Annotated in this window: 17 protein-coding genes and 2 pseudogenes; 5 read left to right on the forward strand and 14 right to left on the reverse strand. The window is 58.2% G+C overall.

The features are described 5' to 3' along the window. Positions 1–391: 391 nt before the first annotated feature. From ACAty_RS07650 to ACAty_RS15830, 5 genes and pseudogenes are all read left to right on the forward strand, one after another. Positions 392–1,381 carry a hypothetical protein gene (locus ACAty_RS07650; protein WP_038471851.1) on the forward strand — a complete coding sequence of 330 codons (990 nt, stop codon included), beginning with the start codon at positions 392–394 and terminating at the stop codon, positions 1,379–1,381. Between the two features lie 233 nt (positions 1,382–1,614). Beyond that, positions 1,615–2,637 (forward strand): annotated as a pseudogene (locus tag ACAty_RS07655) (IS5 family transposase). 136 nt (positions 2,638–2,773) lie between these two features. Beyond that, positions 2,774–3,148, forward strand: a pseudogene (locus tag ACAty_RS07660) (IS1595 family transposase); the annotation flags it as partial. A 192-nt stretch (positions 3,149–3,340) separates the two neighbouring features. After that, entirely contained in the window at positions 3,341–4,009 is a 669-nt protein-coding gene (locus ACAty_RS07665; RefSeq protein WP_004872422.1) for a hypothetical protein, read from the forward strand. 642 nt (positions 4,010–4,651) lie between these two features. Continuing rightward, entirely contained in the window at positions 4,652–5,014 is a 363-nt protein-coding gene (locus ACAty_RS15830; RefSeq protein WP_038471853.1) for a hypothetical protein, read from the forward strand. Positions 5,015–5,451: 437 nt separating this feature from the next. Here ACAty_RS15830 and ACAty_RS07675 read toward each other — a convergent pair whose 3' ends face one another. The 14 genes from ACAty_RS07675 to ACAty_RS07740 all read right to left on the reverse strand — a co-directional run bounded on the left by ACAty_RS07675 (position 5,452) and on the right by ACAty_RS07740 (position 20,689). Then, positions 5,452–5,703: a hypothetical protein gene (locus ACAty_RS07675; RefSeq protein ID WP_038471855.1), complete on the reverse strand. Its 252-nt coding sequence runs from the start codon at positions 5,701–5,703 to the stop codon at positions 5,452–5,454. Between the two features lie 9 nt (positions 5,704–5,712). Then, positions 5,713–6,033, reverse strand: a complete 321-nt coding sequence (locus ACAty_RS07680) for a glycine zipper domain-containing protein (RefSeq protein WP_004872425.1) — start codon at positions 6,031–6,033, stop codon at positions 5,713–5,715. 315 nt (positions 6,034–6,348) lie between these two features. Next, positions 6,349–6,906 carry a hypothetical protein gene (locus tag ACAty_RS07685; protein ID WP_038471857.1) on the reverse strand — a complete coding sequence of 186 codons (558 nt, stop codon included), beginning with the start codon at positions 6,904–6,906 and terminating at the stop codon, positions 6,349–6,351. Positions 6,907–7,052: 146 nt separating this feature from the next. After that, positions 7,053–10,148, reverse strand: coding sequence for a hypothetical protein (locus tag ACAty_RS07690; RefSeq protein ID WP_004872427.1), 3,096 nt, complete (start codon positions 10,146–10,148; stop codon positions 7,053–7,055). A gap of 65 nt (positions 10,149–10,213) precedes the next feature. Beyond that, positions 10,214–10,612 (reverse strand): hypothetical protein, encoded by a 399-nt coding sequence (locus ACAty_RS07695; protein ID WP_038471859.1) that lies wholly within the window; start codon positions 10,610–10,612, stop codon positions 10,214–10,216. A gap of 67 nt (positions 10,613–10,679) precedes the next feature. After that, positions 10,680–11,225, reverse strand: coding sequence for a hypothetical protein (locus ACAty_RS07700; protein WP_004872430.1), 546 nt, complete (start codon positions 11,223–11,225; stop codon positions 10,680–10,682). Then, complete coding sequence (locus ACAty_RS07705) at positions 11,213–11,605, reverse strand: hypothetical protein (RefSeq protein ID WP_038471861.1); 393 nt, start codon at positions 11,603–11,605, stop codon at positions 11,213–11,215. Before ACAty_RS07705 ends, ACAty_RS07700 begins: the two co-directional genes overlap by 13 nt. A 1-nt stretch (position 11,606) precedes the next feature. Beyond that, a complete protein-coding gene (locus tag ACAty_RS14860) occupies positions 11,607–13,715 on the reverse strand; it encodes a DEAD/DEAH box helicase (RefSeq protein WP_051620751.1) in 2,109 nt (702 codons plus the stop codon). Next, positions 13,712–15,520, reverse strand: a complete 1,809-nt coding sequence (locus ACAty_RS07715; RefSeq protein ID WP_004872432.1) for a UvrD-helicase domain-containing protein — start codon at positions 15,518–15,520, stop codon at positions 13,712–13,714. The genes ACAty_RS14860 and ACAty_RS07715 overlap by 4 nt, the downstream gene beginning before the upstream one ends. Before the next feature lie 119 nt (positions 15,521–15,639). Beyond that, positions 15,640–16,401: a DUF669 domain-containing protein gene (locus tag ACAty_RS07720; RefSeq protein ID WP_004872433.1), complete on the reverse strand. Its 762-nt coding sequence runs from the start codon at positions 16,399–16,401 to the stop codon at positions 15,640–15,642. Between the two features lie 98 nt (positions 16,402–16,499). Next, positions 16,500–17,576 (reverse strand): ATP-binding protein, encoded by a 1,077-nt coding sequence (locus tag ACAty_RS07725; protein WP_004872434.1) that lies wholly within the window; start codon positions 17,574–17,576, stop codon positions 16,500–16,502. A gap of 26 nt (positions 17,577–17,602) precedes the next feature. Continuing rightward, the gene (locus ACAty_RS07730) at positions 17,603–18,634 is read right to left on the reverse strand and encodes a hypothetical protein (protein WP_004872435.1); all 1,032 of its coding nucleotides are present in this window, start codon (positions 18,632–18,634) and stop codon (positions 17,603–17,605) included. A 13-nt stretch (positions 18,635–18,647) separates the two neighbouring features. Beyond that, complete coding sequence (gene recJ / locus ACAty_RS07735) at positions 18,648–20,378, reverse strand: single-stranded-DNA-specific exonuclease RecJ (protein WP_082179245.1); 1,731 nt, start codon at positions 20,376–20,378, stop codon at positions 18,648–18,650. A gap of 107 nt (positions 20,379–20,485) precedes the next feature. After that, a complete protein-coding gene (locus ACAty_RS07740) occupies positions 20,486–20,689 on the reverse strand; it encodes a hypothetical protein (RefSeq protein WP_004872438.1) in 204 nt (67 codons plus the stop codon). Positions 20,690–20,884 lie beyond the last annotated feature (195 nt).

The following is a 20,884-nucleotide window of genomic DNA, read 5'->3' on the forward strand; positions in this document are numbered from 1 at the left end:
CTGGCATGATGGCTCCTGTGGTCTGAAGGATTCTGCCCCTGCGCCTCGGAAGCGGTAATTGAATCTTCGTCTGGAAAACGCCGCAAGCAGTGCGGGACCACCAAAGCCCAGAACCGGATTCCCAAAGGAGCCAAATTAACGCTATTCTTGGTCGGTCGGTACATTGTGAAGGCCCAGGCGAAAAGTTCCCAGTCTGAATCCAAAAGGGCTTGGAAACGGTCTCAGGCTCGCTGGTACTGGACCAGGAACTTTGGCAGCAGCGGTATCTGGAGTAACATGGGCGCATGCTAACATTGGAATTGGTACGCGGGCACATGGGCATCCCCAAAATGAGTAGGCCGACCAGGTCACGAACCGTGGACCGGCCCTGAGATGAAAAGTGGGGTCTGCCATGAGAAAACGTAGTGCCCGCATAGAAGCACTATTGAGCGAGCTGATGCCCTTGGCCCATGCGGTGTCCGATAATCTGGAACCCGGCCCAGACATGTCCCGTTTGTTGGTCTGGCTTTACGAGGTGCTTGTCGATCAGGACAGTCAAGCCTTTACGACGGTATTCAAAAGGCTCCGCGCCGACGGCCTCACAGCGGTATGGGAATTTCTCTGGGATCGCGCTCTGGATATGGCCTGCACGAAAAATTACGAAGATGACTACCAAAGCCTTTTGATCGCCGTTCCCTTCCTCGCTCGCTGGACCGGGGAGTGCCGGGGAGCAGACCGCAAGGCCCTGACGCGGGTGCTCAGAGAACAGGAGATCCTCCCCCGGGGTGGCAAGGTCTACTGGGTACAGAAGCCACTGTCGATATACGCGCTACGGGATGTCAGCCCTTTGCAGCTCTGGACGTTCAATACCCCAGACGCCAGAGAGCCATATACCTGGAACTATGGCCACACGACAACGCCAACCGTCTACCTGCTGGTCGGGCGATTGGAGTTTCCAATGGACCATATACCGGATTGGCCCCATCCCGACACCCTGATTCGCGCTCAGGCCGAGGCGCTTGGATGGCCCCCAGATACCATGGACGCCTGTGCCCCGTTGCGATGGTTCCTGGAACGAGATGTTGCCGAGCCCGATTCCGTAGAGGGCCGAACGATGGAAATGATCCTTGCAGCCGTATCCGCAGCAAAGCATTGGGTCGAAGAGTCGGGGATGCGTGCTGAGGGTTGCAAGATCCAGGTGAAGGAGGGGGCGGATGCTACCCTCCATGTTTTCATCCAACCCGAAGGGCGAGCCCAGCATTTGCTCTGCGGCCTGGCTTACGAGGCCGCTCAAGTACCACGGGATCACCTCGTGGACAAACTCCGGCAGATTCTGGAACGGCTGAACTTCACCGTGGTCATCGACAGACCTGCACATGAGAATATAATCACGCTGCATTGACCGCACGCTCTGATGAATGAATGGGAAGTTTGCAGCGGAAGCGGACCTTCCCGCGCAGCTTGATGAGGAGTAATATTGAACAAGGGTGTTCAAAGGCAGGATCTGTGTGAGTAGCAGTGATTAGGCTCGTGTCGGACAGCAAACTATATGTTGGGGCGCCTCGAAAAACCCCATCGCGCCTGTGTTTTTGATAGAATATCGGGCAGTCAGATGGCATTGGGGTAGACGGGATGATTGCGCGACGGGCGGCGGTGAACAACGATCTTCTGGCAGACGAGATCCATGTCCAAAAGGCGAATGCCATCGGTGACCCCTTGCAGAAGATCGAGGCGGTGGTCGACTTCTCTGCTTTGGCACAGGCGGTAGAAAAGATCGCTCCCCGTCCGGAGCAGCCCAAAGGTGGGCGTCCTCCCTATCCTACCGAGGTGATGGTTCGGGTCTTGGTGGTCAAGCGCCTGCATGGCCTCTCTGACGAGCAGACGGAGTTTCAGCTCTTGGATCGGCGCAGTTTCCGGCGTTTCTGTGGCCTGGAGCACTCCCGCAACATCCCCGATCGCACGACCATCTGGAGCTTTGAAAACCGGATCGGGGTAGATGGGGTTACGGCTCTATTCAACGATCTGGACCGACAGGATTCGTGCCCATGGTCTGGAGGCCCGTGCCGGTCAGATCGTGGACGCCACCTTGGTTCCGGCACCCAGGCAACATTTCACGAAAGAGGAGAAGGCGCTGCTGGAACAAGAGGCGGTCCCTGCGGACTGGAAGCCGGCCAAGCGACGGCAGAAAGACGTAGATGCCAGCTGGACCAAGAAGCATGGGAAGTCCCACCACGGCTACAAGTTCACCGTGAGCGTGGATCGCAAGCACAAGTTGGTTCGGACCTGGATTGCCGACACCGCCAAGGTCCATGATTCCCAGCACTTGGAAGCAGCGCTGGACGAGTGGAACACCAGTGCGGAGATCTATGCCGACAAAGGGTATGTTGGGGCCGATCGAGAGGAGCGTTTACTCGGGAGCAAGGCTATCGCCCGCAGATCCAGCGCAAGGCAAAGCCCGGCAAGCCTCTCTCGGCCTGTCAGGAGCGGCGGAACCAGCGCATTGCCAAGGTGCGGGCGCGGGTGGAACATGTCTTTGCTGCCATCACCCAGTGGGGCGGGAAGAAAATCCGCACCATCGGTCAGGCCCGCGCCACCTTCGCCATGGGCATGATGGTCATTGTCTACAACATGCGTCGTTTGGCCTTTTTGGGGGCGTAGTCTGTCCGAGCGGCAGGAAATAGGGCTAAAAAGCCCACAATAGAGGGAAATATCAGCTCAAAACCGACGGATTTGAGCCAGAGAGAGCTTCGCCGTGCCAGTCGGTTGTGTTTTTGGGGGTTAATCGAGCTTCCCCATAGAGACGACGCCTACGGTCTCTGCCGACCGGATTCGCGAATTCGCGCGGCGACGCTTGCGCCCCAAGCAACCTACCCGTACCGACGGCTTGATAGCGCTGCGGGTTCTCGGAGAGAGCCAGGAGCATGAGGGGCGCGTGACCAAACCGCATCAGGTGGACGAGTGGTTGCCGTGGGTACACACCGCCATTGGTAACCTCAAGGCCTTTCTTTTGGGCACATTCCATGGGGTATCCGGAAAATATCTGCAGGAATATCTGAACGAGTTCGTCTATCGCTTCAATCGCCGTTTCTGGGAGCCAGAACTGCCGCTGAGGTTGCTCAATGCCTGTATCGACCACCTCCCCGTCCGGCTGGTTGCTGAGAAAGGTTAACAGGCATGTTTTTATATGCGCACACAGAGGCCGTCACGGTTCCATGCCATGGTGCATGTTTTGCCTTTAGCCTAAGCCCGAACCCCATCCCATCCCCCTTGGCGTACCCCGACATTCGCACCTGCGTAGGCCCTGGCACACTACGGCACCAAGTTCCTGGGCAATGTTGGTTCATTACGCAGGAGACTTAGTATGGAAGCCTTTGAATTCATCCAACAAGCAGAGCTTGCAGCGCAACTCGCCTGGGAAGCCGCGAAGGTCGCCAACCCCGCACAGCTTGGCACCTACCAGAAGCACCCAGACGTTCCCGATAACCAACACCACTATGCACGCGATCTGCTGGCCAGAGGCATGCAGGGCCAGCCCGTGACCTACGATGGCCATCGGCTCGATCCCGAATTCATTCTGGCGGCGAACAACGTCAAGAATTTCTTTGAGTCTGTCGGTTGGGGCGGAACGTCCGTCGCCAGCAGCGAGCCGGCCAGCAAGGAGTGTGCGATGGCCGTATTTCTGAAATACCAGGATCGGGTTCGCGAACACGTCGGTGGGGATTGGGATCTCGGAACCCGTGCCGAGGCCGGCATGAAAAAACTCCTGCATCGCTTCGGTTTGTTTTATACGCCGGACCCGGAGAAACTTGCCGAATTTGTGCGTGAGCGCCTCGATCCCCTCTTTGAGGATGGTACCCGCCTTTCACAACACCGCAGCACGACATCCGCTCCATCCCGATCTGACCCACGAGTCGATCAGCTGGCCCATAGCCTTAGCCATCGATTTGCTCAAGAATCGGCTGATAGGAACACCGCAAACCAGCTCGCTTCCCGGTCCGGATCGTCCTGGGGAATGGGTGGACCTTCCTGATTTTCTCTACGCAAAACCATCTCAATTGCCCATCTGCATACCAGGTGGCACTTTTTTTGACGCTTTTCTTTACCATAGGGCAATCTGTCTGGGTTTGGATTTTCCGGTTTTCCGGGAAATGGCGGGGAGATGCGCCGACTGGTTCACATCCGATGCCGAGCGTATCGGTGTCCGCCACGTCTGGATTGAAGGACTCGACGGCGACCGATGAGTTTCATCGTAGACTCGCTTCCTGGCGGCCTCTTGGATGCGATCGCGGTCTGAGCGTCGGTATAAACAGATCGAGGCTTCAACCATACGGTGTGCCCAATCGACGGCCAGACGATCTTCGGTGGGCTGCATGGCGAGGAAATGCCGATACCACGCCGAATAGGCCGCAACCCAGCTGTCGTAACTATCGCTCGGTTGCGGATTTATGAGACCAAGGCTTGCCAAGATTACAGACCGCCTCGATACTTGAAAGAAACCTCCTGGCATTGCGGGCAGACGAATACTTGAACTGCCAGCTTCTTCTCAAAGGCCTCTTCCCCGTCCTCGGCCAACTGCCCACCGACGAGGGCAGCGCCTGCCCCCAACATCCCAGTCAAACCGCCCATACGGATACNNGTCGCCAGCAGCGAGCCGGCCAGCAAGGAGTGTGCGATGGCCGTATTTCTGAAATACCAGGATCGGGTTCGCGAACACGTCGGTGGGGATTGGGATCTCGGAACCCGTGCCGAGGCCGGCATGAAAAAACTCCTGCATCGCTTCGGTTTGTTTTATACGCCGGACCCGGAGAAACTTGCCGAATTTGTGCGTGAGCGCCTCGATCCCCTCTTTGAGGATGGTACCCGCCTTTCACAACACCGCAGCACGACATCCGCTCCATCCCGATCTGACCCACGAGTCGATCAGCTGGCCCATAGCCTTAGCCATCGATTTGCTCAAGAATCGGCTGATAGGAACACCGCAAACCAGCTCGCTTCCCGGTCCGGATCGTCCTGGGGAATGGGTGGACCTTCCTGATTTTCTCTACGCAAAACCATCTCAATTGCCCATCTGCATACCAGGTGGCACTTTTTTTGACGCTTTTCTTTACCATAGGGCAATCTGTCTGGGTTTGGATTTTCCGGTTTTCCGGGAAATGGCGGGGAGATGCGCCGACTGGTTCACATCCGATGCCGAGCGTATCGGTGTCCGCCACGTCTGGATTGAAGGACTCGACGGCGACCGATGAGTTTCATCGTAGACTCGCTTCCTGGCGGCCTCTTGGATGCGATCGCGGTCTGAGCGTCGGTATAAACAGATCGAGGCTTCAACCATACGGTGTGCCCAATCGACGGCCAGACGATCTTCGGTGGGCTGCATGGCGAGGAAATGCCGATACCACGCCGAATAGGCCGCAACCCAGCTGTCGTAACTATCGCTCGGTTGCGGATTTATGAGACCAAGGCTTGCCAAGATTACAGACCGCCTCGATACTTGAAAGAAACCTCCTGGCATTGCGGGCAGACGAATACTTGAACTGCCAGCTTCTTCTCAAAGGCCTCTTCCCCGTCCTCGGCCAACTGCCCACCGACGAGGGCAGCGCCTGCCCCCAACATCCCAGTCAAACCGCCCATACGGATACCGTGTTCGCCCTTGTCCTCCATGGGCGTTTGACAGCAGGGGCAGGTGGCGTTTTGTACTGCTTGGTGCTCTCCGAATCCAAACACGATGGCCTCCTATTGCTGGTCTGGTACACAAGTATAGCCCGCCGGACATACCGGATTGTTGGCCGGTGGCGCGTAGTACCCGGGCAGTGGAACCTGGTTCTGGGTTTGCTGCCCATGGCCCACGGCATACCCGGCGAGTCCACCGACTCCCGCGCCGATGGCGGCTCCCGCCAGGGGCGCACCGGTCTGGTTGCCGATCACGGCCCCGGCCAATGCACCCAGGAGCGCCCCGCCGCTGGCGTCGGCGGTCGTGGCGTTGCTGGCATAGGGATTGTTGGCACACCCAGCCAGGGCCAAGGTACAAAGTAAGAGAAAGTATGTTTTACGCATGGTGATCTCCTGGTAAAAGATGTTTCGATAATAAAATGATGTTGTTAGTTACTTATCCTCCCTATCCATTCAGTTAATGGTATGCTAACCAGCAAAGATAACAAAACACAAGGAACTCCCATAAAGACGTAATCAAGAAAACCGAGAGGATGACTTGCCGGTAACACTGGTACCCATAAAGCCAGATACCAGTGTTTTGTCGAAAGTAACCATCCACATCCTGCCGTTAAAGGAGTTATGACATAGAAGGATAAAAGAATAAAGATAACTAATACTTTGCTTTTGGAAGAACTGTTACTGGTCATAAGTAAATCCTCACTTTTCCATCTTTACGAGATACCGGCCATGACCCATGCTGGTAATTTTGGCATTACCAGTAATTGTTTCTTCTGACACCTTTCCAATATATTTGCCGGTGTTGTGCGTAGTCACCATCTGCATAAGCACCTTTTCATGCTTTTTTATCGGATGGAAAACTGGCGGTGGTGGCGGGAAAGTGGCATGATTCACCACACTGCCTTCATGACCAAAGAATAACAGAGCGACAAAAGTCAACAAAATCGGCATAGCGATCAATGAGGCCAAAAAGCTGCTTACCCATGATTTTGTGATTTTTATGGTACAAATCAAAAAAGTATAAAATACAAAAACAATCCAGAACGCATCCAAAAAACCTTGCGCAGACCCGACTGGATGAAAAGCGATGAGGCGACCAAGTGAAGGAATCTGATGTGTGAGAGCCACAATCACCAGGAACAGGCCAAAGATCAATATCGTCGCGCCGAGGGCTTCTAACATCCAGCGAAAGATAGACCGCATGGCACCCCATGGTTTTACCCACAGTGGGCTAATCGTGTTTGCTTGCGTTGTCATAGCGAACTCCTACAAACAGAACATATTGAACTTTTCTGTTTTTTCAGGTACAAAAGAACCAGCAAACCAAGGAACGCCCTGATGGAAAACGGTCTACGTTTGCACCCACCCCCGGTCGTGCGGCGGCCCGGGGGATTTCTTTTGCCTCACCCCGCCTGCTTCCGTTCCTGAAGTATCCGCTGCGCGACAAACTCCTTCCAGATGGCTACCAGACGATCCCCTACGGTTTTCACATCCGGGTCTATTCCACCCGATGCTGCTTCCTCCTGCATCATCTGCTGAATATCTTTTTCGTTCTCGATACCTTTCACATCGGCAATCTCCTTGACGGCAGAACCGCCGGGATAGCGCACGGACAGGAGATCCAGCGTATCCTCCAGGCCGAGCTGCGGCGTCAGGTAGCGTTGGAGCGCCCGGTCCTTGGGCGTGGTCGTGTAGGCCCACAATTCCGCCGGGGGAGCCACGTTGAACGCCAACTGCCGGAAATCCCCGCCGGTCTTGGTGCGCCACATGCAGTACACACCAGACCCGCCTTCTGCGCCACCCACGCAATATTTCTTGATGATGCTGGCCTCTTTCTTGCTCAGGGAAAATTTTTCCAACAACGGATTATCTTCATCCCCAAAGGGATTCGTCAGGATGTAAATGCTGGTGGCAATGTTCGCCAAGGTTTTGCTGAAATCGTCCGGCATCTGCGAGGCCAGCATCAAGATACCGTTATTCTTGCGCCACTCGCGCGCATCTTTCTCGATCTGGTTGGTGATGGCTGGCAAACCATTGGTGTTGTGCAGCTCGTCGTACACCCCGAGCTTGGGCGTCGTCAGAATCCGCTCAGCGCGAATCTCGTGGTAGCGACGGTACAGGTCCGGCGCGCTCTGAGCATCCAGCGGGTGAAAGAGAAAATCCTTAGTCAACAGGAACCGGGCCATGAGGTACATGATGCCGGCCTGTTTCTTCCCCGTGTCGGAACGGTCCCGAACCACATGCTCCAGATTGATCGCCACCATGCTGGCCTTGCCGATACTGAAATCGCTGTGACCGGCCAACATCGGCCACCGATCCACCGCTTGCGATACCGACAACGCCACGCGATCCAGAATCCGCATCCCAAGCCGGGGGTGCATCACATTACCAAACTGCGAGGCAATGGCCGGATCTTCGTTGATCACCGTAATGACATCGCTCAAGGTTGGCATGGCAAACCGCTGCGCCGACGCGGCCAGATCGATTTCCTTCTTGCGAAACAGCAGATCCACCACATCCCACCACCGCGTGCGGTTATCGACGGGCTCACCCTGGAGTGCCTCGTCGATTCGCCGGTCTTTTCCCGGAACGTACAGGTGCGGCCGGCTGTTGGGTTCGTCCGCCCGGTACCGGTACACCGCGCCAATGACCGCCTCGGCCACTTCATCGACCATATCTTCTTCTTCGACCCCAGGCCGGCGCACGATCATGACCAGCAGATTGATAAGAAACTCCTTCTGGGAATTCAGGGGATACCGGTATCCGAGCTGCGTATCGAAGGGGTTGATGGTCTTTCCCTGCTTGTGCAGATCAAACCCCAGAATCCGGTCGGTATCCTTGAGGTAGTGCCGCAGCAACTCCATGAGGGCCATGGCCCCATAGCCGACATCGATCATCGCGAGATATGGCAGCTTTTTCTGGGACAGCATGTAGGCAATGATGGCGTTGGCGATCAGTACCGACTTACCGTATCCCGACAGCCCGAAGATCAGCGAGATGAAGCTGTTCTGCACCCTGGAGTCGCCAAAGGCCACCGGCATCGTCTTCCGCTGTAACGACCGCATCCAGAACGTCGCCTTTGCGGGATCTTCCCCGGACCAGGGCGAAGTTGCCATCCCCAGCGGCATGAGCTTGAGCGCGTCCGACAGATTGATGGGGAGCACCGGTATCGAACCCGCAGCGAGAAATCCCGGTTGCGCCAAAAGGTGGGCCTGGATCGGATCGGCCACCATCTTCTGCACCTGTACGCCCCAGATGGTCCGGAATGCCCCCTCCAGCGTACTGGCACGTCGCGCTACCAGCGTTTGCTGGTCTTTTTCGTCCTTCCAGGCCCAGGTTTCGATGACCATCTGCAGGGCACAAACCGGATCGTGGTGATGCAGCTGGGCATCCACCAGATCGACCACGGCATCCTGAATCAGCCCATTTGCCGTCTTGTTGAAAAACTTCATCATCGTGGCGGCAAACTTTCGGGAATTCGCCATGGACATGGCCCCGCCCTGCAATCGCCAGGTAATGCTGAATGGGATGTCCGAGCGCAGATCGTTCAGCAAGGCCGCCAGGGTGGCGTTGTGCGGATCCTTGACCCCCAGAGACACCGCGATGGGCGCAAAAATGGCCTGACCGGAGCGCACGTATCCCCCCCGAAGATTCTCCATATCTTCCGGAAGCACCGCCTCGGCGATCCGGGACGGCAAGACGTGCAGACCGCCTTGGATAAACCGCGGCGAAGGTCGGGTATCCACAGCGAACGGCCTCTGCGGGTCCACCACCGGATCGATACCCACCTGATTCCGCAAAACGGAGACGGCCTCGTCCACGGTCAGCGGGTTCAGTGTCAGGTTGATCAACGGATGCGCAAAGACCGATTCCACCGAGGCCACGGTACCGCGATGCGTCATATCCATGTCGGCCACGATCTTGAACGGATTTTGCCCCTGCTTGAGCGCCCACAGGGGAATGCCGGATTTGCGAATGCGTTCGCCGTTTTCCTTCAACGCCGACTTGACGACGCGATTGTCTATGGCGCTCAGGTGCGTTTCGATGCAGAGAATAGCCCCTTGCGGAACGAAATACTTGGACAGCACCTCGCGCTTGCGCAGAAAATCCGCGAAATCTCGCTTGAATCCCAGTGCCTCCACCTTGTCGGTGATCGCTTCCAGATTCTTGAGAAACTGCTGCCGCGATCGCGTGACATCCCGAAAATACCGAACCGTCAGTACCCGCCCCGGATACTCGAACAGGCTCCCCAACATGCCGCCAAGATGGGATACCATCTGCGTCAGATCGTCCAGGTCCAGCAGGTTTTTCGATCCATCCAGCCAGAAATAGGAGGCGAGACCGCCCCCTTCCAGGACCATCGCCTCACGGGTTTCCTCAAAGGTCTTGACGACACTCCGAAATCCACCCTCGGATTCGGGATCGTATTCGTCCTCGATCTGCTGCGAAAGCACACTCCACTGGTGCTTTCCGTGCAATTGAACGGTTTTTTGCAGCATGGTTTTTTTCCACCTTCTTTGGTAAATGACCCCGGCAGAACCGGGGTCAAAGCGTCATCGCGGGCTCAGGGAATGTTCACCGACTGACTGGTCGTGCCAACAGTAGCCTTGGCACCCTGGGTATCGTTGAAGAAGGTTTTTTGAACCGAACCCGTTAAAAACGGGGCTCCGAACAGTGCCGCCGAGGCCAGTGCGGGGAAGGCGATATGCTTCACCGTGACTGGCCGTCCCTGCTGCTCGTATTCTCCCTTCTTGTGGAGCATGTACCCCGTGTACACGATGGCCACTGTTCCCAAACCGAAACCACCATAGGTGATGAGACCCGGCGTGTAGCTGAAAAACTCGGTTACGTTCTTGACATCTTGAATCAAGCCCGTATTTGCCCAGGCCGGCGAGGTCCCCATCAGCGTCACCGCGACAGCATACCCCACGCGCTTTACCCACCTCCAACTCTGCTTCACCATAACAACCTCCATTCGGACATTCGGGATTCCCCCTGGGCTTGGTGCCGTATCCGTTTTCTCCGGTTTTTCAGAACGGTAGCTGCGTCCCGGCAAGGTGGGCCAAAGCCATGGCCACCCCAGCCACATCGATCAGACCCAATCCCCCCAAGAGGTGGGTCCACGCCTTGCCGTGAAACTCGCCCTGACGCGGATTATTCGTGCCCAGCCGGTACATCATGCGCAGCCCATGGGCAAACCAGATCACCCCCAGGAGCTGCAGAAAGTGCAGGATGTCCACAATGGCGGTGGCCACATCCTGTCCACCCGGACCCGTGTACGCCAGCGGACTGGGCTTGGGCGATCCCGTAAGGGTCAGGAGACTCGACCCCATCAGCCAGGCCATACCCACCAGCGCCGCACCGATCAGAAAGGAAAACACCACACTCTTGAAATCCAGCTTGGGATCTTCCACCGACAACTGCCCAAACCGGAAAATCCGCCACCCACCCATCACCACCATCCACAGGCCTATGCTGATGGAGGCCAGGAAAACCAGCCCCATCAGCGGCGTGATGATTCGACTGGCGTGCTCGATCATCGAAATGGGCGACAGCGGCGTATTCAGTAGCGGCATGACGGTTCCTTTATTTCAAATTTGCAAAAACCCATTTTCAGGGCAGGCAAATGCGGAGCGAGAGCTGGCCACCATGCTATAAGTTCTTCCGTATCCTCACCCAGCAACAGCCAATCCCCGCAATTTCCGATCTCGACCGGCGTCAACCTGGCTCTCGCCTCTCTACCCACCACCAACAGGCACTTTCCGGAAAGCTGTTTCCAGGTACTCGTTTCCGGCTGAACCACCTGCACATTCCCCACTTTCCGCGCCCATGCCGCATCGCTGCTCAACAGTATGGGCGTCCCCTCTGGGTGGTGCCGTATCCAGTTTTTTGCGTAGATTTCCAGAAATCCCGCGAGGGAAGGACCGGGAAACCCTACGAGTATCGCCAGTTCCATGTCACCCAAATCCCTGGCTGGGCAGCGCCGGGCGGGACGGCTGCGCATCCTCTTCCGGGGGCAACCGGTTGGGCTGGCCCCAGGCCGTCTCCGCCAATCCCGAAGGCGGCTTCCCGGTATCGCGAAAATCCGTTACGGAAGGTTCCGGCCAGCCGCCCTCGGACACCGGCTCGGCAGAACCTGCGTTGCGGACGATCTCCTGCGCAAAAGCGGGGATCGGCGGAAAGCTCGGTGGCGCGGATGGCGGACGCCCCCACGGGTCCGACGCTGCGGACAACGGCGGGTTGGCTTCCGCAGGCTTCGGGACGGTCGTTGCTGGCGGTGGCGTCGGGGATTGCGGCACCGAAGGCGGTCGTTCCGGATTGCCCGGCGCATCCAGCCGCACATCCAGCACCCCTTCGTGCGCCAGGCGATACAGCAACTGGTACACCGCCCGGTCCAGGGGATCGGGACTGCTCCCGGTCCGCTGTACCCAGGCCGACAGCAACCGTTCCTCATCCAGCGAAATGTCCATCTTCGCCCTCCCAGACCATTGCCAGCCATCCACCATCCACTTGCCGGAGCGACCCGACCAACGCATCCGTACCGCATACGGCTGGTACGCCAAAAACCCCGTGGTCGCCCGGGTCATACGCTGCACCGCTTCCGCCCAGGCTTCCCCTTTATTCACGGTGCCGTATCCCGGAACCTTCACCCCGGATAACGCCGAAAACCGGCGCAACAGCTGTTGCAGGGCGGAATCCCACAAATGGAGCTTTTGCTCGACCGACAGGGGCTTGGGGCCACCGCCCGGATCGTCCACCCAGAATTTCAGCAGATAAAAGGCCCGATTCCCCCGTACCGGCAGCGGAATCACCTGCATCCTTTGGACACGCACACAAAACCCGGCTTCGGCTTCGGTGAAATCGGGTACCGCATCGGGTTCGCCGATCCAATCCGCCGTGTGCGCCGCTTCCGCCAGCGAACGGCGCAAACGCCGACTACGCCAAGACTTGGGCAGCGCATTGCGGCCCCGCGCCGCCTCAATGGGCCCCAACCGCTCGACGTGTTGCCCAAAATCGACGATGAGGCAATCGGCTCCACGACCACCCGGACGCAATCCCCGTCCCGCCATCTGCAGATAACGCACCACCGACTGGGTACGCCGATGCAGCACCACCGCATCGATTTCCGGCACGTCCAGCCCTTCGGTGAACACATCGACATTGACGAGATACTTGAAATCCCCTGCGCGAAACTTCTCGATTTCCCGGTTCCGTACCGACTCTGGATGCTCTCCATGCAAGACACACGCGGATTCCCCCAAAAGTTCCAGTGCCTTGGCAATGGCTGCACTTTCCGAAAGGCTTTCGGCGAAAACCAGCACCCGGTGACGGTCTTGCGTGAGGCGGACCATTTCGTCGATACGCAAAGCAAAATCGGTTTTTTTGTAGTCCGTTACGTTGGCTGTGGCTATTTCCCCATGCGGTAGCTGCACCCCCGTGGCCGGCAGGGGATGACGGACGGTCGCCAGCGTCGGCGATAACAAAAACCCCTGGGCGATGAGCTCGTCGGGATGAATCCAGCAGGACGCCTTTTGAAAGATGCTTCCTTCCCCAAAAATGGGTACGTGGCGGTTGCCTTTTTCGATGCGCCAGGGCGTCGCCGTCATGCCGACGATGGGCGGATCGCTCCGCGCGGCCAGGGCATCGAGGAAGGTCCGGTATTGCCCGGATTCTTCATTATCCATCCCGACCCGATGTGCCTCATCGACCAACACCAGCGACCACGGCACGTCCCGGATCTCCGGCATTCCGGCCAGGGTCTGGATGCTGGCCACCGTCACCGTACCGGGCTGTGGGCGCTCGAACAATCCGAGCCCGGCACTGACGACCTGAACAGGAACCCCGGCAAAGCGTTCCTGCGCTTGCGTCAGTAATCGGGTGCGATGTGCCAGCAGCAGAAGGTAATCCTGGGGGGACTGCCGTAACCATCGGCTCGACAGCTCCCGCATCACCACGGTCTTGCCGCCTCCCGTCGGGATCACCCCCACCGGGCAGATCCCCGTGCGCGCATCCGCCAGCAAAGCGGAAACCGCTTGCTCCTGGTAAGGACGCAGCACGACGCTCATGCCGGACCCAGGTTTTCCCGGACCGGCGTGGATGCGGAAAGCGCGAGATCCCGTTGCTGGGCCGAAGGCTCAGCCAAAGGCTTCAACCGATAGCGCAGATTCGCCTCAGCCACCGGGATCGTCCGCCATTGCGGAGCCGGCACCGGGGGGAATTCCAGACTCTCCCAGGCCGCTCGGGGCTGGGCATCGACGGCATACCGATCCAGATTGTGGATGGCGGCCACGACCGCATCGGGCAGCTCCTGCACATTCGCCAACAGGACGTTGGTCAGTCCGTTCAGGTACAAGGTTTCGTGCGGCCGCGTACAGGCCACATAGAGCAGACGCCACACTTCCGGCACAATGTCCCCAAATTTGGGTTTATTACCATCGTCGTCCAGTTCAAACGGCTTCTGCACGCCCGCATCCAGCATCACATGGGCAAACTCCAGCCCCTTGCTGCGGTGCATGGTGGACAACACGTAATCCGCATCCTGGCAAAACGCGGATCGCTGCAACAGCTCAATCTCGCGGCGCAAGTCCCCATGCGCGTTTTCCACCATGCTTGTCAGGAATTTGAGATTTTGACCCTCTCTGGTTTCCGTATATTTTTTGAGTTCATCGAAGCTATCAAAAAACTTGAGTTCCGGGTGTGTGGTAAATTCTCCGCGATAAAACTTGCAAGCCGCTTCGAGAAAATCGACGATCTCTTTGGCCTGATCGCCGGCCATGTACACTTTCTTTCCGCGATCCAGGCCAGCAATGGCCGCGCCAACGAGCGGCGCATTACTCCGAAACAGGTAGGCCGTTGGCGAACGGTTTTCGGCAATCCGGTCTCCCAACTCCACCCGCGAATCGTAGTTTCCCAATCCCTTCAGAAAGGCCCGAAACTCGTGTGGTGTTTTTTCTCTTTCATACAGCGCGGTCAAAAACACGTTTCCGGCGTCGGCAACCGCCTGACCAAAACGGTAGGACGACTGCAAAGGCAGCACCACCGTGTCGGGATAGCGCCTTTTGAGCTCCTGCATGGCATCCACCGCACCCCGCCATCCATAGATGCTCTGGTGCGTATCGCCAATGAACACCAGCTGCGCATCCTGCTTCAAAATGCCTTCCATCATCGGCAACGACGCATCCTGCGCTTCATCAAACAGAATATGATCGGCAGGAATCCGGGGGTTTCCCAACGACCAGATTTTCAGATACGCATCGTGCGTGACCTGCATCGTGCCGTTCTTATCGTACATCATGCCAAACAGGGCGTTGGACATCCGTACCGCGGCGTCCATCGCGGTATCAAAGAACCGTTCCGTTCCCCGGCGAATCATGCGCAGGGATATTTTCTCTGCCAGGTCGGAACCGATATGACTTTTGGTGATGGTCTCGTCCGGGGATTGGCAGAAATTGCGAAGAATATCCTGCACCAAAAAGATGGCTTGCGCCTTGGTGATGGACACGTCTTTCAGGGAGTCCACATAATCCAGAAAATCTCGGTCGCGAAGATTCTTCAAATGGCCGTAGAGACTGCCATGCATACGATTGCCATAGGCGGCGCGAATAAGGCCACCCTCGGGATGCTGCCCATTCCAGGCCAGACCGTGCGCGGTATCGACCTTGACGAATCCCGGCAGTTTTTGCTTGGCTTCTTCGGCGTTCTTGCGGTTGAACACGACATACTGCACCGCTTTCCCCTGCAAGGGACCCCCATCGACGGAAAAACGGACGGTGGTGGATTTACCCGTTCCGGCCAGCGCGTTTACCGCAATGTGCCGATGCCCCTCATAAATCGCCTGTAAGATGGCCATTTGTTCTGGATTCGGCTGCATGGGTTCTCCTGGCAATTATCCGTTTCTTGGATTACCCCATAGTAAAAAGGGGTATTCCAAGGAAAAGACTGCGGGATGGTATATCGGGGGATCGTTGCGACCCCCCCCGGTTTTTGCTATCAGGACGGACCAGCGCCCCAGGTGCTCTGACGCTGTGGCGCGGCAGCCTGGGGGCCGTTCGGCGCACCGGCGGCCGGCTGCTGCTGCGCCGCGTAAGGCTGCGCCGGGGCTTGCTGCGCTGGTGCATTTCCCCAACCACCTGCGGCGGGCTGCTGTTGGGCCGGAGCCTGCGCGGGCTGCTGGCCACCCCAACCGCCAGCCACTGGCTGCTGTTGCGCGGGGGCTTGCTGTGCCGGGGCATTTCCCCAGGCACCTTGCGTTGCCGGAGCTTGCTGCTGGCTGGGTGCGGGTTCCTGGAACAAGTACTTCATTTTCTCCCAGTTCTCTGGATTCTGCGATGCGCCCACCGGCATATAGGCTTTCACATCGACATAGCGCGGATCGTCCCGTTGCGGACCCAGCACCACACTCAGGGTACGGCCCATCAAGTTGTCGATGGGGACCGTCTGCTGATTCAGGACCGCGTGTTCCGGAACGCCGGTCGCAATCGCCAGACCCGCCAGCCGTTCCAGAGAAATCGTCCGGTTCTTCTCCGAGACGGCCTCGACATTCAGCAGCTCCCCAACCTCGCGGCCCTTCATTGGTCCTTCGTTCAGGATCTCGAAGTGGAACTTGGCCCCATAACCCGCCGTACCGTTTTTCAGTGCGATGCGCTCGATGTCCTTGATGATCACTTCATAGATGCCCGGTTCAATACGCTCACCGACACCGGTAGACGACTTGTTGATACCGAGGGTACTTACAGGTGCTCCATACGGCATGATCGTTACTCCTTTTCAGTTGAGGAAAAATGTACTAGAGACAGGGGGTGCCTATTTCTTCCCGTACACCCCCTTGGTGCCGTATCCGTTTTGGACGGCTACATCGTGGGTCCACCGCTGCCATTCGGTCGTGCAGAAGGCCAGGAAGCAGGCTGTGCTGGTTGCTGCGGCCTGGGTCCTGTACTCCCCACTGCCGGCCATCCCGATGACTGCACTGATGGAGTCGGCTGTCCCGGCGCAGCCGTATTGCTCGGTGCAGCCGGTTGCACCGGGGCAGCCGTATTGCTCGGCGCGGCCGTATAGCCCGGCGCAGCCGGTGGTACCGCAGGTGACGCGCCCCATCCCGCCGACGCGGGCGCGGGAGCTGGCGGAACAGGTGCTGGTGGTGTGCTCCAGGCGTTTTGCGGCTGCGCAAACCGGGCTGGATCGAAAGGCCGCTTGAAAGCCTCTTTGATGGCGTTTTCCACCGCCACCCACGATAAAGGCAGCTCCGGCGGAAGATCAAAACGGTTCTTGGCGTCGAACGAGGCGCTGGGCGCGGTACTCAAAATGCGCGTACCGTCCGTCTGCATCTTCAGCAGCTTTCCGTCTTTGTCCATGATCGGGAAGGCCTTCAGCTGCGCAAAACCGACGAAATCCGCCCAATCCCGTAAAACTCCAGCCGCCCGCTTGTCCAGCCGCATCGTGAAAATGTCCCGCATCCCATTGATCGGGTCCGGGATCGTCCTGGCCTCGGTCTGCGCTATCAGCAAGACATTGGCGTTCAACTCATAACGAAACCGCTCCATGAGGTTGCGAAATTCCTCAAACTTCTGCTTGAACAGGTCGTACCCTTTTCCATAAGAAAAATCGTTGAGCGATTTCTTGTTATGCTCCCGCAACACCTGTTCGATGATCTTGCTTTGTAAGGCATCCACCGAATCGATGATCAGGCTTTGAAACTCGCCCCGCTGAAAATAAGCACCGACCTCCAGAAGATCGGAGACAATTTCCGAATAGGCCTCGTGACTGGCGCGATGGTAGGTTACGGGCATGACACCGATACCGTCTTCCACCGCCAGGATAAATGGCTTTGGCATCCCCGCGCCAAACGTGGTCTTGCCGATACCGTTTTGGCCGTACAGCATCATGCGAATCGGCTCGAACTGACCGCCTTGCTGAATTTTTAGTGCCATTTACAAACTCCTTGTCTGTCGAAAAATCAGGGGCCAGACGGTCCCGCACTCTGCGGCGCAGTCCGAAAAGATGAATTCCGTGCGGGCGCGGGCGGTAACTGGAGACTTTTCAGCAGGGTGGTTTTCGCATCCTGCAGAATACCGTGAACGATCAGGCACGCCTGGATTGCTCGGGACACACCCCGCTCAATCGACCCCTCTGCCCAATGGTCCCCCATATTCCCCGCTACCTGCCACACATTTTTCAGAAGCTGGGCGTTTACCGGTTGACCGATACTGTTGGAAATATAGGCACCGATTCGCTCACAATCGGTTTTTCTGGAGGCGATAATCGGCTCGGACGCATAGTGCAAAATCAGGTCGCGGGCCGTGGCTTCCAGCGCGTCGATGGCGGCAACGGCATCTTGCAGATACGTTTTTGTGTGCGCATCGATCCGGTTTTCGGCGAGCATGGCGATGGCCAGATCGGTCGCCTCGCGCAGCTCTTGCGGCAGCCCAATCGGATTACCCGCCACGCCAGACCGCTTTACCACCTGTCCCCAGGCGGCAACGGTTTCCGACAACCGACGATCCCACGCTTTGCCGGGATCGCGTACCGAGTACGCATAGGCGGTTCCCCCCAAACCCAGGTGCGCACCGTGTATGCTGGCTCCCAGGATGGCCTGACTGACGGTTTTCGTGTATTCCGCTTCCTGCGGTGGCGTAAACCCCAAGCCATCCAGAAAAAAGGCCAGGGATTCCAGGGTCTTTTTCAAACGTTCTCGGTCCTGGGACCAGAGCAGTACCGCACGACGCGATTCCCTTTCCCCGATATTTTCGAGACTGGCCTGCACCCCGCTGGAAAACGACGTTTCGCGCAGCAGGAATCGCAACAGACCGTCCTGCACCCGGGGATACCGATCGGCCAGGGGCACCAACGCCGCGTACAGCCGAAACCCGATGGGCAACGGACGCTTGGCCCCGCCCGCCCGGGAGATCTCGTAAATGGCCCGGGACAGGATCGCGGAAGAACGCATGTGCTCCACCACCAGCGCCTTGATCTCGTCACTTGAATGCATTGCGGCGGCCTCCTTACGCGCCGGGCGATGCCCCATCGCATCGCGGTGTTAGGGACGATTCGGACGTCAGGGCAACGACCGGTGCGGGTGCCGGGTACGCGCTGTGTATTTGCAGCTGCAACGCCTCGCGACCCTGCCAGCGGTTGACCTGCAATCGGTACTGCGCACGGATACGCAAGCCCGACGGCGGCGGCTCCGGCGCCACTTCCTTGCCGTCCAGAAAATGTACGGCCTCGACCAGATTCGTTGGAACCGATGAGGAATCCTCCAAACGCAAGTGCAACTTCCAGTGCCCCCCTTTCATCGTCCTGGCCGATTCCACGACAAAAGTGTTTTCGAACAGCGGCTCGGGGAACCCCTGACCCCAGGGACCCGCCGCTTCGATGGCGCGTGCCATCTCCAGGGTGCATTCCGCCGCCGACAACGGGCCATCGCAATGCACCTGACGGTGCAGCGCGCCCGTGGGTACCTGCTCCAGCAACACGCCATTGATCCCCGCCCGAAAGGCGTCAAAGCGGGACTTGGGTATGGACAGCCCTGCGGCCATGGCGTGACCCCCATAGCGTTGCAGGATTCCGGGATGCTCCGTATCCAGCCGGGCCAGGGCATCGCGCAAGTGCCAGCCATCGAGGGATCGACCGGAGCCCTGCGCCAGATCCCCCTCGCCCGTCGCGGTCAGGACGAAGGCCGGGCGCTCGAAACGTTCCTTGAGCTTGCCGGCCACGATCCCCACCACACCGCTGTGCCAATGGTCGCTGCCGACGCAGAGGACCGGATCGCCCGAGTCGCTCATACCATTGACGATCTCCACCGCTTCCTGTTCGATCTGCGCCTGGACTTCCTTGCGCTGGGCGTTGACGGTTTCGAGGAAACGGGACCACCGTTCCACCTGCTCGGCATCGCGGCTCAACAGCAGATGGATTCCCGTCTGCATGTCCGCCAGGCGTCCCGCCGCATTGAGGCGTGGACCGATCTTGAAGGCGAAATCCTGCTCGCGGATGGTGGACAGCTCGATCTGGGCCATGGTCGCGATGCCCGACAATCCGGGGTTGATTTTCCCCTCGCGAATGCGCCGCAGACCGTTGGCCACCAGCACCCGATTATTCCGTTCCAGCTTCACGAGATCGGCCACGGTCGCGAGCGCCACGAGGTCGATCTGCGATTCCACCTGTTCCCGGCCGATCCAGTGCGGATGCGTCTGATGCAGGGCCAGGACCAGATACCACGCCACCGCCGTCCCGCACGTGGATTTCCACGGAAAAGGACAGCCCGGCTGGTTGGGATTGACGATGACATCCGCCGGCGGACGCAAGGGCCCCGGCAAATGATGGTCCGTGACCAGGACGGTCATGCCCCGTTGCTTGGCCGCAGCGACACCGGCGTGCGCGGAAACGCCATTGTCCACGGTGATGACGAGCTTGGTTTCGGGAGCAATCCGGTCCACGATGGCCGGCGTCAGGCCGTAGCCCTCGGTAAAACGGTTGGGCACGATACTCGTCACGGGCAGGAGCCCGCTCAGACTCCCCCGCAGGATGGCCGACGCACAGGCCCCATCCACATCGTAGTCCCCCACGATGACCGTGGGCCATTGATGACGCACGGCGTACGCGATCCACGCCACCGCCTCCTTCATGCCCAGGAATCCTTGCGGCCCCAACGGGGGCGAGATGGTGGACAGATCGAGCGCGTCGTCGGGGTCCGCCCCCCGGTCCTGCAACAATCGCCGAATCAGCGGTGGATACATGGAACCTCCTGTTATCCCCTTGGTGCCGTATCCAAAACAAACACCAAACATACTTACCTGTAAGTGTGTAAATGCAAACCCGGACTGTCAAGCCAGAGCGCCTTTTTCTATGTTTCAGAAAATGCTTTGGCCAGGGCTTCGGCTACGATCACCCAGATCGGTTTGTTCTCCTGCTTAGCCCGTCGGGCAATGGCCTTGTGCAGTGCCTGGGGGATCCAGACGTTGCTCAGCAGCACGTATCCCGCCTCGCGCATCCGGGCGCGATGCGTGTTGACGTGTTCACGGTTTTTTTCTGGGGTGGAGCTGGGCATGAATATCCGGAAGCATACTCACTTATCTGTAAGTATCGTCAATTCCACTCTGGCGTGTCAAAACTTTCTTGCTTTGTATGGACGAAGCCCCTGCAACGGCCATAGGGTCTCTGCGCCCGGATTGACGACGAGCCAATCTTGCAAGTACGAAGCCCCTGCAATGGCCTCAGCAGTGTACTGTAATAGCATGAGCGA

This window comes from Acidithiobacillus caldus ATCC 51756, from assembly GCF_000175575.2.
Taxonomy (GTDB): domain Bacteria; phylum Pseudomonadota; class Gammaproteobacteria; order Acidithiobacillales; family Acidithiobacillaceae; genus Acidithiobacillus_A; species Acidithiobacillus_A caldus.

Bases quoted from the DNA above. Each gene is read 5' to 3' on its own strand.
- ACAty_RS07725 (WP_004872434.1), bottom strand. From the start codon at position 17,576: ATGGCACTAAAAATTCAGCAAGGCGGTCAGTTCGAGCCGATTCGCATG.
- ACAty_RS07705 (WP_038471861.1), bottom strand. From the start codon at position 11,605: ATGGAACTGGCGATACTCGTAGGGTTTCCCGGTCCTTCCCTCGCGGGA.
- ACAty_RS07685 (WP_038471857.1), bottom strand. From the start codon at position 6,906: ATGACAACGCAAGCAAACACGATTAGCCCACTGTGGGTAAAACCATGG.
- ACAty_RS07700 (WP_004872430.1), bottom strand. From the start codon at position 11,225: ATGCCGCTACTGAATACGCCGCTGTCGCCCATTTCGATGATCGAGCAC.
- ACAty_RS07740 (WP_004872438.1), bottom strand. From the start codon at position 20,689: ATGCCCAGCTCCACCCCAGAAAAAAACCGTGAACACGTCAACACGCAT.
- ACAty_RS07650 (WP_038471851.1), top strand. From the start codon at position 392: ATGAGAAAACGTAGTGCCCGCATAGAAGCACTATTGAGCGAGCTGATG.
- ACAty_RS07720 (WP_004872433.1), bottom strand. From the start codon at position 16,401: ATGCCGTATGGAGCACCTGTAAGTACCCTCGGTATCAACAAGTCGTCT.
- recJ (WP_082179245.1), bottom strand. From the start codon at position 20,378: ATGTATCCACCGCTGATTCGGCGATTGTTGCAGGACCGGGGGGCGGAC.
- ACAty_RS07680 (WP_004872425.1), bottom strand. From the start codon at position 6,033: ATGCGTAAAACATACTTTCTCTTACTTTGTACCTTGGCCCTGGCTGGG.
- ACAty_RS07715 (WP_004872432.1), bottom strand. From the start codon at position 15,520: ATGCAGCCGAATCCAGAACAAATGGCCATCTTACAGGCGATTTATGAG.
- ACAty_RS07695 (WP_038471859.1), bottom strand. From the start codon at position 10,612: ATGGTGAAGCAGAGTTGGAGGTGGGTAAAGCGCGTGGGGTATGCTGTC.
- ACAty_RS15830 (WP_038471853.1), top strand. From the start codon at position 4,652: ATGGCCGTATTTCTGAAATACCAGGATCGGGTTCGCGAACACGTCGGT.
- ACAty_RS14860 (WP_051620751.1), bottom strand. From the start codon at position 13,715: ATGAGCGTCGTGCTGCGTCCTTACCAGGAGCAAGCGGTTTCCGCTTTG.
- ACAty_RS07690 (WP_004872427.1), bottom strand. From the start codon at position 10,148: ATGCTGCAAAAAACCGTTCAATTGCACGGAAAGCACCAGTGGAGTGTG.
- ACAty_RS07730 (WP_004872435.1), bottom strand. From the start codon at position 18,634: ATGCATTCAAGTGACGAGATCAAGGCGCTGGTGGTGGAGCACATGCGT.
- ACAty_RS07665 (WP_004872422.1), top strand. From the start codon at position 3,341: ATGGAAGCCTTTGAATTCATCCAACAAGCAGAGCTTGCAGCGCAACTC.